This is a genomic window from Sphingobacterium hotanense (assembly GCF_008274825.1).
In the GTDB taxonomy this organism is placed as follows: Bacteria; Bacteroidota; Bacteroidia; order Sphingobacteriales; family Sphingobacteriaceae; genus Sphingobacterium; species Sphingobacterium hotanense.
Window position 1 is genome coordinate 362,653 of sequence record NZ_CP030848.1, and the last position, 13,134, is coordinate 375,786.

Annotated in this window: 9 protein-coding genes; 8 read left to right on the forward strand and 1 reads right to left on the reverse strand. The window is 39.6% G+C overall.

Annotation, left to right across the window (positions count from 1 at the left end):
* Positions 1-740 precede the first annotated feature (740 nt).
* Positions 741-1,961 carry a peptide deformylase gene (gene def / locus DSM08_RS01495; RefSeq protein WP_149524486.1) on the reverse strand — a complete coding sequence of 407 codons (1,221 nt, stop codon included), beginning with the start codon at positions 1,959-1,961 and terminating at the stop codon, positions 741-743.
* A 98-nt stretch (positions 1,962-2,059) separates the two neighbouring features.
* Here def and ruvX point away from each other — a divergent pair, with 98 nt between their 5' ends.
* The 8 genes from ruvX to DSM08_RS01535 all read left to right on the forward strand — a co-directional run bounded on the left by ruvX (position 2,060) and on the right by DSM08_RS01535 (position 13,130).
* Complete coding sequence (gene ruvX / locus DSM08_RS01500) at positions 2,060-2,473, forward strand: Holliday junction resolvase RuvX (RefSeq protein ID WP_149524487.1); 414 nt, start codon at positions 2,060-2,062, stop codon at positions 2,471-2,473.
* A gap of 2 nt (positions 2,474-2,475) precedes the next feature.
* Positions 2,476-2,910: an rRNA maturation RNase YbeY gene (gene ybeY, locus DSM08_RS01505; RefSeq protein WP_149524488.1), complete on the forward strand. Its 435-nt coding sequence runs from the start codon at positions 2,476-2,478 to the stop codon at positions 2,908-2,910.
* 38 nt (positions 2,911-2,948) lie between these two features.
* The gene (locus DSM08_RS01510) at positions 2,949-3,392 is read left to right on the forward strand and encodes a S24 family peptidase (protein ID WP_149524489.1); all 444 of its coding nucleotides are present in this window, start codon (positions 2,949-2,951) and stop codon (positions 3,390-3,392) included.
* A 579-nt stretch (positions 3,393-3,971) separates the two neighbouring features.
* On the forward strand, positions 3,972-4,562 hold the full coding sequence (locus tag DSM08_RS01515) for an RNA polymerase sigma factor (protein WP_149524490.1): 591 nt from the start codon (positions 3,972-3,974) through the stop codon (positions 4,560-4,562).
* A gap of 207 nt (positions 4,563-4,769) precedes the next feature.
* Positions 4,770-5,945 carry a FecR family protein gene (locus DSM08_RS01520; protein ID WP_149524491.1) on the forward strand — a complete coding sequence of 392 codons (1,176 nt, stop codon included), beginning with the start codon at positions 4,770-4,772 and terminating at the stop codon, positions 5,943-5,945.
* A gap of 114 nt (positions 5,946-6,059) precedes the next feature.
* The gene (locus DSM08_RS01525; RefSeq protein WP_149524492.1) at positions 6,060-9,524 is read left to right on the forward strand and encodes a TonB-dependent receptor; all 3,465 of its coding nucleotides are present in this window, start codon (positions 6,060-6,062) and stop codon (positions 9,522-9,524) included.
* A 4-nt stretch (positions 9,525-9,528) separates the two neighbouring features.
* A complete protein-coding gene (locus DSM08_RS01530; RefSeq protein WP_149524493.1) occupies positions 9,529-11,049 on the forward strand; it encodes a RagB/SusD family nutrient uptake outer membrane protein in 1,521 nt (506 codons plus the stop codon).
* Between the two features lie 266 nt (positions 11,050-11,315).
* Positions 11,316-13,130, forward strand: a complete 1,815-nt coding sequence (locus DSM08_RS01535) for a metallophosphoesterase (RefSeq protein WP_187773944.1) — start codon at positions 11,316-11,318, stop codon at positions 13,128-13,130.
* Positions 13,131-13,134 lie beyond the last annotated feature (4 nt).

A 13,134-nucleotide genomic window follows, 5' to 3' on the forward strand; every position in this document is an offset into this window, starting at 1 on the left:
ACCCTGGAAATATGACTTTCCTCCTTGAGAACGATTCCCAATGCATGTTCGATCAGGAGTGGATACATTTCCAGAAACTTTTTTTAAATAATCTATAGTTCAAAACAGCCTGCTCTAAGCGTTGCACCACAATGGGTTGGCTATTTTTTTAACGAGTTAATCGTTTCCCGGATAGCAAAGCCCCTCGCACTGGAAACAAACACCCGATGGATAGGGGAGCTTTGAGTCGCTCGTGTGATCGAAATCAATGCTTTTCTTCGATCTCTTTTAAAAATTTATGACAAGATGCTTGACGCTTTATCAGGCATGCTCGTCGTGGAAACTTTTTCATCACTTCGGGTGGATATTTTTTCTTGTAGAAATGGACGATTGCGCTGGCTAGCAACTGGAATCTCGCACCCTCGCCCAAGGTCTATTTGCTATATTGCTCGGATCGATCGGTCGGAGTTCAACTGTTATTTTGCTGATCTCGATTTTTGGCTTAACCTGTTCAATGTCTACGTACGTATACGCCTGCGGAACATGTTATTATTTTTTCTCCGCAGCTCTCACAGCAACCCATCTATCCGACTGAGATGCCATTTACTTGCAGTTGATACCGGTGGCCGTATTGCTGTTATGGTAAATGCATATTTGAATACGCTTAGCTACCAGGTCAGTTCGATAACTCCACAAATCTGATAAGGCCCAGTATAAAAGCGCACTCGTTCTACTATGAAGTATGTGTCAAAACAGTAAAATCAAGGGATGATATGGCCTATCTCTAGGCGAAACTTCATTTTATGATCTAAAGGTACGCTCGGGCTTTCTAGTTGCTGTTCCAATCGGTCTGGGTATAAGATACCATAGAGGTGGTCAACTTCATGTTGAAAAATAACAGCAGTAAATCCTTCAATATTTTCTTCAACAACATTGCCCTTCCTATCCACATATTGTAAACGAATGGCATAGCTACGTTGAACATCCTCTTTGCGATCCGGAATAGAGAGGCAGCCCTCAGCACCGATGCGGATCAGTTTCGAACGCCAGATAATCTTTGGATTGATATAAAACTCAAAAGGTTCATCGGCTTTATCGAAGCGCTGCACCCAAATAACGTTCTTATTGATTCCTACCTGTGGACCAGCGATTCCCACCCCTCTATGCCGCGCATCTTGCACCGTTTTAAACATTCGTGAAGCCAATTTATCGACGAGAGGATCATCAAATTTCAAATCTTCCGATGGTTTTCTCAATACCGCCAATTCCTTCTCGTCGGTAATCAGATAAACATGCATGAGCGTAGTATCATCAGCAGAATTGATGATCTTTCGCTCCGTGTCGTTAAAGTTTTTTGCCGCTGATATATTCACTTTTCGCTCGTTTTTAGGACCTTTGTATTTTTTCTCGCCAGCTTCGATAGCCAAGGATAAGATATTATCCTTAGGTGGCTGTGGGCATCTATAACCATTACTATATGCGCAATACGGATTATAGGCCTTGTTGAAATCTATTGTTAATTCGTTATTTTTAATCTCTTTGATACTTAAATCCAAGTATCGGCCTCCTTCATAGCTGCTAACACCATTCGTGTTGTCCATAAAAGGAACAAATAAATGATCCCTGTAAGCTTCGGTCTGAAATAATGCAACACTTTGATAGGCAGTTAGTGTATGTTTTGCTCCTGATAAATCAAAATGTAATAAAGCATAGCGCTTATACTCATTCGATGTGCCGTCATAGGTTGGCATTCGGAATGTCGGTTCATCGGGCAGTAATTCAACCTTTGCCTTAACAAGGTACTGTTGGTTCGCAGGGAAGTAATCTAAATAAGATAGCTGATCTGCTTTCAACGGTCCATATTCATTTTTTAAATAGGCTGCGTCTTTTTCCTTCCTATATGTTGCTATTTCTTGCGCATGATTTTGTGCAAAAATTAACGAAGGAACGAAGATGAGTAGCAGGAAAACGATTCTTTGCATAGCTTATTATTTATCTCTATCAAAAGTATAGATTTTTAAGAAACATTGAATAAGAATACTTACAAACTTTAATCGTACTTTTGTGGAAAACAATGCCTATGAGATTGATGGCTTTCGATTACGGGACGAAACGTATCGGCATCGCCGTTTCTGATTCTTTACAGATTATCGCTACAGCACTCGATACAGTGCATCCTGAGGAAATCTGGAACTTCCTTCAAAAATACTTAGCAACCGAACAAGTGGAAACATTTGTAGTAGGAAAACCTATGCGACTAGACGGAAGCCCTTCGCAATCAGCACAGCATGTCGTTGGATTTATGCGTAAGTTAAAGAAGACATATCCAAGCATTCCCGTGGTGGAAGTCGATGAACGCTTCACCTCGAAGATTGCCTCTCAAGCCATCGCACAATCGGGACTGAAAAAACAAAAACGCCAGGAGAAAAGTTTTGTCGATACGGTATCTGCCACGCTTATTCTTCAAACTTATATGGACAGCAAAGCATTCTAACAATGGCTCTTAAGGATATACATTTTTTTGCAGAAGACATCGCTTTCACCTTAAAAGAAAAACAGAAGGTGCGTGAATGGATCAACCAAACGATCAAAAATGAAGATTTTATTCGCGTAGCAGAACTCAATTTCATTTTCTGTTCTGACGAATATTTATTGACAATCAATAAGCAATATTTGGGTCATGATACCTATACCGATATCGTGACCTTCGATTCTTCTGAAGAGGAAGACATCATCGCCGGCGATATCTTTATCTCTATCGATCGTATTCGTGAAAATGCGGAGAAGTTTGCTGTTCCAGAACGCGACGAACTTCATCGTGTTATTATCCACGGCGTTTTGCACTTGTGTGGATACTACGATAAGAAAAAAGAAGATAAAGCACTAATGACTCAAAAAGAAGATCAATATCTGAAAGCTAGAGCGTTTTAAGATTACCTTTTGTCCATAAGTAAGTATGATTAGCATCGATGACCAATATTACCTTTAATAATCAAAGCTTTTTCGAGGGCTTAGAGGATTTAATTGCCCAAGGGAAGTCGGTGCAGTTCCGATTGAAAGGACGTAGCATGCAACCTTTTATTCTGGATGGATGTAAAATAACCGTCGCCCCCATAAAATTCGAAGACGCGACGATGGGCGACGTCGTTCTTGCGCGTTGGCGGACGGGCTGGATATTACATCGTGTTCTATTTAAAAATAAGAATTACCTATTTCTCGTGGGCGATGGAAATCTCGCACAGATTGAAAAAGTGAACAAAGATGATTTAATCGCCATTCTGACTTCCTATGAAGGCAAGGATGGCATAGCATATAAAGTCACGACCACATCTAAGTTCCTCTCTGCCGGATGGTTCGCATTTCGCCCGTTTCGACGCCTTTTTCATAAATTGAAGTCCACAACATTTCGTTGATTTCCAGTTCAGTGCGGCGATAGAATTTAAACTTTTGCCCTCCCTCTTGCACTGTCAATCTAAGTCCTAATACAATTCACTAGCTTAATTGGGAGATCAGCAGTTATAGTTTAAGTTTCAAAATTGATATGTACCCCTTCCATTACTCAATACTTTGCATCTCAGTTCAGATACTATTTTTTTGATAACCGGTATTAATGCATTATTTCTCCTATAAAATTAGATACCCCTTTTCCCAACTGACTCAATCATAATTTTGAATAGTAAAAAAAAAGTGTAATATTGCTGTTATAAACCTAAGGTGGCTTTGTGTAAATCAACCAAATCACAAGCTTTTTTCGGAATTGTTAAAAATTTGCAGATGATCCGTGAAGCGGAGTAAGCTTTGTTAAGCGATGATTAACGTATTGTTATCAAATTAGTTGATAATTGGAAGGCTAAAGTGAATTCCTATTTTTGACCAAATTGCTATGAAGAAAGATCACACGCTGACTTCTAAAATTATTTTTATTGGCTACGGAACAACAAAATGTTCGTTTGATGCGAGGTTTAATAGATGTTTAAGGATTGTTATTTGATATGGAGAATCAGAGGATAATTGAGCTATTATATCGGTTAAAGCAGGACGATGTCTCTGCCTTTGAAGAACTGTATAATTTCTACAAGCGACCAATGGCCCAAAGGTTACATAAATTATTGAAAAGCGAAATTTTAGCACAGGATGCGCTTCAAGAGTTATTTATCCGGATTTGGACTTCGAGAGCGAAAATAGATGATCGTCAGCCATTCACTGCCTACTTATATAAAATCGCCCAAAACCTCGTCATCGATTACTATAGAAAGATCGCTAAGGACAGGAATTTGCAAAATGCAATAATGATTGAAGGTAATCTTCAATCTGAATTTAATCATCTAGAACGTAAGGAACAGAGGCAGCATATTCAACGACTCATCGATAAACTTCCCCCCCAACAAAGGCTTGCCTTCACTTTGCATAAAATTGAAGGAAAAAGTCATCAGGAAATATCCGAAATCATGAAGATCGGTCGCTCGACCGTGAACAAACATATTTTTTATGCCAATCAAACTCTAAGAAAAGAGTTGTCAGAATCGATGTCGCTATATACGATTGTAATAATTTGTAATCTCTTTCAAAATATTGCAATCTGATTTTAAAAATTTATTTGAAAGCGATCTCTCGTCCCCAAAATTGAACTAACTATCAGATAGATTCAATTCCTTAGCAAAGGGAATTGGCAGTTTATAATTTTACTTATTACCCTTTTACAACCAATTTTTTAAAAAAAATAATATTCCACTGGATACATTTTACTTTTCATTCGTAATACCTTTATAAACTAACCATTCAATTGACTTATGGATCAATCCTATTTTGTCCATTTATATCAAAAGTTTTTGAACTCTTCAATCACATCAGAAGAGTTAGAACTGCTTTTCGAACACTTCCGTGAGAAGGAAATCGATGCAGGAATCCTAGCAGAAATTGAAAGCGTATTGAAAACGCAAGAATTAAAAAATGAAAACGATCTATTGCAGTCCGCAAGTGTTGAATCAATTGTTTCAGGCTCAGATCGGATTGTTTTTCAGCATATTGCACAGTCAATTAAGGTTCAGTCTTTAAAAAGAAGAAGGTACGTTAGGTATATTGGTATAGCAGCAAGCTTTTTTCTGATTGTAGTTGCCGGAATTCTTGGCCGCAATTGGCCAGAAAAAGACATGACGGGCCGAAATCTTAGCCATGAAATGGTAGAGGAAATCGTTCCGGGAAGTGCGAAGGCATTTATTAAACTCTCCGATGGGAGCGAAATGGAATTGAACTCCTTAACAGGGGAACTAACGACTGGTCAGGATGGAAATATCCTTTATGGTGATGGAGAAACAATTGTCAAAAACAATAAATCTAAATATGTAACGGTAAGCACGCCGCGTGGTGGCAATTATAAAATAAATCTTCCCGATGGAACAACAGTATGGTTGAACTCAGAAAGCAGCATTCGCTTTGAATCGACGTTTCGGGATACAATTCGATTGGTAGAGTTAACCGGGGAAGCATACTTCGATGTTGTACACAAGAGCCACTCTCCCTTCTTGGTTAAGCAGGGGGACCATATTGTACGAGTATTAGGAACTGAATTTAATCTAAAAAACTACGGCAATGGATCTTTTGAAACCACCTTAGTTAGAGGCAAAGTGGAAGTTCAGTCAACCGATGGCAGAAAAAATATCGTGCTACGGCCAGGATTTCAATTTAAGTTAGAAAATAATGTTCGTAGCGTAGAGAAGGTTGATGTTATGTCGTATGTAGGTTGGAAAGAGGGAGTATTCTATTTTCATGGATTAAACTTACCTGAAGTACTTGGGCAGATAGAACGATGGTATGATATCGAGATTCCAAAACAAGGCATTCCGAATGTACCAGTCTACGGCGAGATCGCTCGTACTACACCTATTGGAGAGGTACTGGAGTTATTAACATTGGTGACAGAACTAAAGTTCAATTTAAGAGGGAGGAGGCTACAGATAAGCAATTAATTATTACTAATTATAGAACAGCCAGAAGGGCTTGCAAACCTTCCAGCTGTCATTCAGCGCTCTAAGCTCTACGGTTAAATAATAAACTTAAAACAACCAAATTTCTTCAAAGTTATGAATAAAAAGCATCCCATCAATTTCTTGAGGGTGAAATTTCCGCTATCAAGATTTTACGAAGATGTAAACCTAACAAGCAGCATCATCAAAATGAAACTGATCATCGTCTTTGTTTTATTATCTTTCGCCTCAGCATTTGCAAACGTGAATGCTCAACGTGTCAGTCTGAACGTCAAGAATGTTTCTCTGAATGAGGTGATGCGTTCGATTCGGAAACAGACCGGATATAATTTTGTGCTTCATCCTAATCTTCAAAACAGGTCGATTACCATAACCTCAAATGTCAAAGACCTGCCGTTAGAAAACGCAATTGATGAAATCCTTAAAGATCAGCCAATTGAATATTCAATTAAAGGTAAGTCAATTGCATTGATGCCTAAAACTGCCGATGCGTCTAGAAATGCTGCTATCGATGAGGTTGTTGATCAAGAAACGATTACCGGTCGAGTTGTATCTAGCAATGGCGAAGGTATACTCGGAGCGGTTGTGAAATTAAAGGGGACATCATCTCAGGTACCTACCGAACAAAACGGCTCCTTTACTATCGCTGGACAAATTGGACAAGTTCTACAAGTTAGCTCGATTGGATTTAAAAGGGCAGAACATACCGTCCAAAACCTTAATGTAAACAACATTACATTGATTGAATCGCAAGTAATGATCGAAGAAACTGTGGTTTCCGTGGGATACGGACAGGCTAAAAAAACAGATTTAACGGGCTCCATCTCCACCGTTTCAGGGAAAGACCTTGAAAAGGTTGTACTTACATCTCCTGATAAAGCCTTACAAGGACGTGCGGCAGGCGTATCCGTACGTACAGCCTCGCACGCACCGGGTGGAGGAATCTCAGTAAATGTACGTGGAGCATCCTCCATTACAGCTAGTGGACAGCCTTTATATGTCGTGGACGGCTACCCAATTTCGACAAACTTTTTCAGACCAAATAATGCGATCGAAGGGGGGGATGCTGATGGAAATCCTTTGGCGGCAATCGACGCGTCGAACATTGAGTCTATCGACGTACTAAAAGACGCTTCAGCGACAGCGATTTATGGGTCTCGAGGAGCTAATGGAGTGGTGATTATCACAACTAAGCGCGGAAAACTTGGTAAACCGAAAATCGATGCAGAATCTGTTGTGGGAATTCGGCAGGTATCAAAAAGATATGATCTGATTAGTGGAAGCGAATATGCTCAGCTTCTTAATGAGGAACAAGCTTTAAATAATGCAAAGTTGATTTTCACTCAGGCGGAAATTGATGGTTTTGGCGCAGGGACGGACTGGCAGGAAGTAATGTTTAGAAATGCTGTGAGCCAGCGATATCGCGTCAATGTCTCTGGAGGGACAGAAGGAGTGCGTTATGCTGTTAATTCAACTTACGATAATCAAGATGGTATAATTTTGGGAACAGGCTTTAAAAAGTTTGCTAACACTCTTAATCTTGACGCTAATTTAACACCTAAATTGAAATTTGGAACTTCTTTGAATGTTGCAAATACCTCAGAACAACAGGTGCGGAATGATACCAAAGGTAGCAGCAATTGGCCGAGTATGATTATGAACATTTTCCGAGCACCAATACACATACCTGCAAGGGATGCAAATGGCGTACCGACTAACTTCTCCAATTTTGCTGGGGGCAGCAGTGAGGAAAACCCACTGTATATGGCCGAAGAATACGATATTAATTCTAATACAGTACGTATGTTAGGTTCTTTTTTCGCGAGCTACGAATTGACCAAAGAAATTACAATCCGTTCGCGTTTAGGTTTAGATTATAGGGACTGGCGCCATAAATACTACTATCCGATTAATTCTCGTTCCGCACGCGCGACCCTAGGTGAGGCGGGACAGTATACAGATAGGACCACTAATTTGTTGAACGAAAACCTAATTGAATACAATAAGGAATTCAGTCAGGAACATAAGTTGAATGTCTTATTAGGAATGACCTATCAGCGGGAAAATTCTGAATATCTTTCAGCTTCGGCATATGGTTTTCCCGTCGATTATTATAAATACAACAATTTAGGTATCGCAACTACTCCGTTGCCTGGAAATTCAAATCGCACGCAATGGACACTACTATCTTATTTAGGACGCGTTAATTATAATTTTAATGAACGTTTTATTTTAAGTGGTACCGCTCGTATAGATGGTTCATCCAAGTTTGGAAAGAATAATAAGTTTGGTTTTTTCCCTTCTGCTTCTTTCGCATGGCGTTTGATTGATGAGTCATTTATTCAAAATCTTAATTTTTTCAACGATCTTAAATTACGTGTGGGGTATGGAAATACAGGAAATGAATCTATTGGTATGTATAATTCCATAGGGACTATGGCTGCTTCACGTGTTGCCGCTCTTAGCTATATTTTCGGGGATCAACCTGTAACGATCGCATATCCTAAAAATATTCCGAACCCTGATTTAACATGGGAAAAGGCACGCGATATTAATATCGGGTTAGATTTTGGAATCTTAAATAATAGAATCACCGCAAGTATTGATGCTTATCACAAAAAGACGAATGATTTATTATTGGAAGTGCCACTACCTGGCGAAAGCGGCTACGATTTTATCCTGCAAAATCTGGGCTCTATGGAAAATAAAGGAATTGAGGTGGCCGTGCAAAGTCAGAACTTTAAAGGGAATTTTAATTGGACATCGAATTTTAACATAGCCTTTAACCGAAACAAAATCTTAGATCTAGGTGGTTCCGATTATTTGTTCACGGGATGGGTCGGTGGAAACCTTCATTCTAATAATGGAACAAATGTAGTTCGCTTAGCGCCAGGGATGCCGGTCGGGGCTTTTTATGGTTCTATATACGAAGGTATTTGGCACAGTGCGGAGGAGATTGCTAGCGTAGGTACAATGCCATCGGCACGACCTGGGTCAATGCGCTTTAAAGACACAAACGGAGATGGCGTCTACAATGCACACGATGACAGCTATATCGGGAATCCTAATCCCAAGTTTAATTTTGGATTAACCAATACGTTCAACTATCGACAATTTACTTTAAACGTAATGATGTATGGCGAGTATGGTCAGGATGTAATTTGGCTGACAAAAAAGCGCTTGGCGGGCGGAATTTCACCCGTTAAGGAAGATCGTGAACGTCGTTGGACCCCAGAGAATCCTAACAGAGAAGGCGTAACTTTAGCTGCAAATCAAATTTATCCAAGTGCGCTCAGCACGGATAACACCTATGATGCTTCATTCTTGCGAATTAGCAACGTAAGCTTGTCCTATCTCCTTAACAAGGAACAGTTGGGATGGAATGGTGTGGAAAGTATTCGATTGACTCTCGCTGCAGACAACCCATTTATCATCACCAATTATCCCGGGTATGATCCAGAAGTAAATGCTTACGGGAATAACAACGTAATCAAGGGGATGGATAAATACGGATACCCATCTTCTAAATTTTATTCGTTTGGCATTAACCTTTCATTCTAACGTCATGAAAATTAAGAAATTTACTTACCACGTAAAAGGAATATTACTACTAGCTCCACTGTTTTTTTCGTTGCAGTCTTGCGAAAAATTGTTAGACGAAAAAATTTACAACAGTCAAAATATTGAAAGCTTTTACAGTACTGCTTCTCAAGCAGAGATAGCCCTAAATGGTGTATATAGTAGCTTATGGGATTACATGTATAAAGACGGTTATCATGTCATTCTTGGAGACATCCCGGGCGAAGTTGCACAAGCGAATAACAATCCAAATGAATTCGATTTGTTTGCATGGACAAGTAGCTCTTCGGAATTGAATAATTATTGGGTTGCAGCTTATACGGGAATCAATCGTGCTAATACGTTGATTGATAATTTAGTGAAATCCAGTGTCGAAGCCAAAGATCAGAATCGAATTATTGGTCAGGCAAAGTTTCTTCGAGCACTGTATTATTTTAACTTGGTAAAAGTATTTGGTGGAGTCCCGTTGCATTCAACCGCGACAATGAGCAGTAACGATGCAGCGAAAGAACGTGCTAGCCAACAAGATGTTTATGATTTCATCGTAAAGGACTTAATTGAGTCGACTGAGCTCTTAGGCAGTTTTTCGTCAGCAGACCACACGGCGGGAAGGGTAACTTCAGCAGCAGCCAGATCTTTGTTAGCAAAAGTTTATCTACAGCAGAGGAAATGGGGGGAAGCAGCATTGACCGCCAAAGCTGTAATCGATCTGGGGGTGTATCAATTATTATCAGATTATAACCAAGTAAACGACCCTGCATTTAAAAATTCAAAAGAGCATATTTTTTCCATTCAGAACGGAGGAAAGGACAATTTACCAACTTCATCGGATGGTAATTTTAACTACTTTACGATTCCCGCTATCAGTTTTGAAGGAAAGCAAGTAGAGTTTTCTGCTTCTGGTGGAGGCGCGAGAATACAAATTGAGGAATCGTTTTATGCAAATGAGCCAAAGACCAATAGACAGTATTACTCTTACAGAGATTTTATGCCCTACTATTTTGCCTTAGGTTCTTTTGATAAAATAAACGCTAGAGTGCCCTTAGATCGGGTTCGATTAGTGAAATTTTTTCATCCTAACCTAGCGACAAAGGAGTTAAGAAGTAGCGTCAATACGCCAATCCTCCGTTATTCTGATATGCTATTGACATATGCTGAAGCATTAAATGAACAGTTGGGCCCCAATAGCGAAGCTATAGCGGCATTAAACCAAGTGAGAAGACGTGCGCGCGGCGAAGGAACAGTAAACGAACAGTCAGAAAGCATCTATCCAGATTTATCATTGGCTCTGTCCAAAGAACAGTTCCGTCAGGCAATTTTAATAGAGCGAGCTCGAGAGTTTATTGCAGAAGGCGAGCGCCGCAATGAACTCAATCGACACGATTTATTGGCTTCAACTATAAAAGAACACAGAAATATCACGATTAAACCTGGATATGTTCTTTATCCTATTCCTGAAGTTCAGCGTTCTTTAAACAGTTTGCTGTCTCAGAATCCGGATTACTAGGCGATTTTTGCTCGCTGCGGTTTATGTTTTAAAGAGTAGAGCTGCAAATATTCAAGCTTTAACGATCAGGAATGTTCTCAGCAACTGAAGATCAATATCAAAATCCGATATCCTATTGAATCGTCCTCACCAGCAAGCAGCGAGGACGGTGAGGATTTTCGAACGGATAACCGTAGTTGAGTATAAAAGCTGTTTATATAGACGAATTACTCCCCTGATAAATGGGGGGCTGGAATTCATTTCTCGATACGTCAATAAGAATTATAATGAAACACTCGTTATTTACGCTTTGTCTTAGTCTTACATTGTTTTTAAACCTTTATTGTTATGCACAGGAGCATCCTGTGTTGGAGTTCGATAAGAAAAACAGATTTAAGATAGTTCAGTTTACAGATCTCCATATTCAATATGACTCCTTTCGCTCAGATAGTGTAATCAACATGATGAGGGAAATTGTGAAGAAGGAAAGTCCCGATTTAGTTGTGCTTACTGGAGACGTCGTAGGCTCATCCAACAGAAAAAAGGCTTGGCTAAAAGTCGCTCAAGTGATGATCGATGCGAAAACCCCTTGGTCTGCAATTCTGGGGAATCACGATGCAGAATTCGAAATCGATAAAAAGCAAACAATGGAAGCTATTATCGGCCTTCCTTACAATATGACACAATATGGGCCTCATGAATTACCTGGTGCTGGGAACTATGTTTTACCTATTCAATCGTCAAGTTCCAATGCGATTTCTGCCTTGTGTTATTTCTTCGATTCAGTTGTCGAGGGAGAGCCTGGCCATAATAAAGCTATGAATTCCTGGCTTGATCCCAGTATATTAAATTGGTACCGGCAGCAGAGTGAGTCATTCACCTCTAAAAATAACAATAAACCATATCCATCGTTAGCATTCATTCACATCCCACTTCCGGAATTTAAGAAAATAACTAACTCGAGCTTAAAATACGGAATAGGACAAGATGTTGGCGAAAATATTGAAAAGACGAAACGCGCTCGGCATAGCAATATCTACCAAGCGTTCCTAGAATCCAAGGATGTGATGGGGGTTTTTGCGGGGCATGAACATAACAATAACTATATTGTTTGTCCCGACGGAATCGCTTTAGGATATGGACAAACCAGTGGACGACAAGTGTATGGCAATCTTGGAGCAGGGGCACGTGTCATACAGCTGTATGAGGGAAAACGCGAATTTGACTCTTGGCTAATAAAATATTACGATAATAATCGAGAAGCGGATTTCTGGTACCCAACTTATAATTATGATGCTCTATACCATGTGCAATATCCGCATACTTTTAACGATGGGGTGGATAATAGTAAGATTCAATTGATAAGCATGGCAAATGGAAGAGTTAGTATGCGACTCATGGGAAAAGGAAAAGCAACTATCGATTGGGGCGATGGAACAGTCATTGATCACTTCGAAATGAATGGAGACCAGATGAAGGAACTAACGCACGAATACAATGATCAAGGACCCCGTAAGATAAGAATAGTATCTCAAGAAATAACGAAACTAAATTGTCAGGGAATGCAGCTTACTCAGATATTTCTAGCGAATGCTCCTGAACTGACTGAATTAGATTGCAGTAATAACCGTATCTGGGATTTAGATATCAATAATAATTCAGCACTCAAGGTACTGTGGTGTAACAACAATCAACTTTCTTTTCTAAATCTTGAACATAATCCCTTGTTGACTCAATTGTTCTGCTATCAGAACAATTTACATGAATTAAAACTCCACAAGCAAAGTGAACTTGTTTGGTTGAACTGTTATCAAAATCGACTGTCAAACCTCGATTTAAGCCATAACAGCAAGCTAAGTCGTATAGACTGTTATCGAAATCGACTGTCAAACCTCGATTTAAGCCATAATAGGGCTTTGTATTGGGTACTTGTAAATGATAATCAATTCACTTCGAGAAGTCTGAATGATCTGTTCGCAAGTCTGGCCACACAAACGCTTGATAGATCGAAGAAGATTTATATTTCAGGGAATGTTGGAGAAGTAGATTGCGATAAAAACATAGCAATAACACGCTCGTGGCAAGTTGGGGAGAGATATTAAATAA

Bases quoted from the DNA above. Each gene is read 5' to 3' on its own strand.
- def (WP_149524486.1), bottom strand. From the start codon at position 1,961: ATGCAAAGAATCGTTTTCCTGCTACTCATCTTCGTTCCTTCGTTAATT.
- ruvX (WP_149524487.1), top strand. From the start codon at position 2,060: ATGAGATTGATGGCTTTCGATTACGGGACGAAACGTATCGGCATCGCC.
- ybeY (WP_149524488.1), top strand. From the start codon at position 2,476: ATGGCTCTTAAGGATATACATTTTTTTGCAGAAGACATCGCTTTCACC.
- DSM08_RS01510 (WP_149524489.1), top strand. From the start codon at position 2,949: ATGACCAATATTACCTTTAATAATCAAAGCTTTTTCGAGGGCTTAGAG.
- DSM08_RS01515 (WP_149524490.1), top strand. From the start codon at position 3,972: ATGGAGAATCAGAGGATAATTGAGCTATTATATCGGTTAAAGCAGGAC.
- DSM08_RS01520 (WP_149524491.1), top strand. From the start codon at position 4,770: ATGGATCAATCCTATTTTGTCCATTTATATCAAAAGTTTTTGAACTCT.
- DSM08_RS01525 (WP_149524492.1), top strand. From the start codon at position 6,060: ATGAATAAAAAGCATCCCATCAATTTCTTGAGGGTGAAATTTCCGCTA.
- DSM08_RS01530 (WP_149524493.1), top strand. From the start codon at position 9,529: ATGAAAATTAAGAAATTTACTTACCACGTAAAAGGAATATTACTACTA.
- DSM08_RS01535 (WP_187773944.1), top strand. From the start codon at position 11,316: ATGAAACACTCGTTATTTACGCTTTGTCTTAGTCTTACATTGTTTTTA.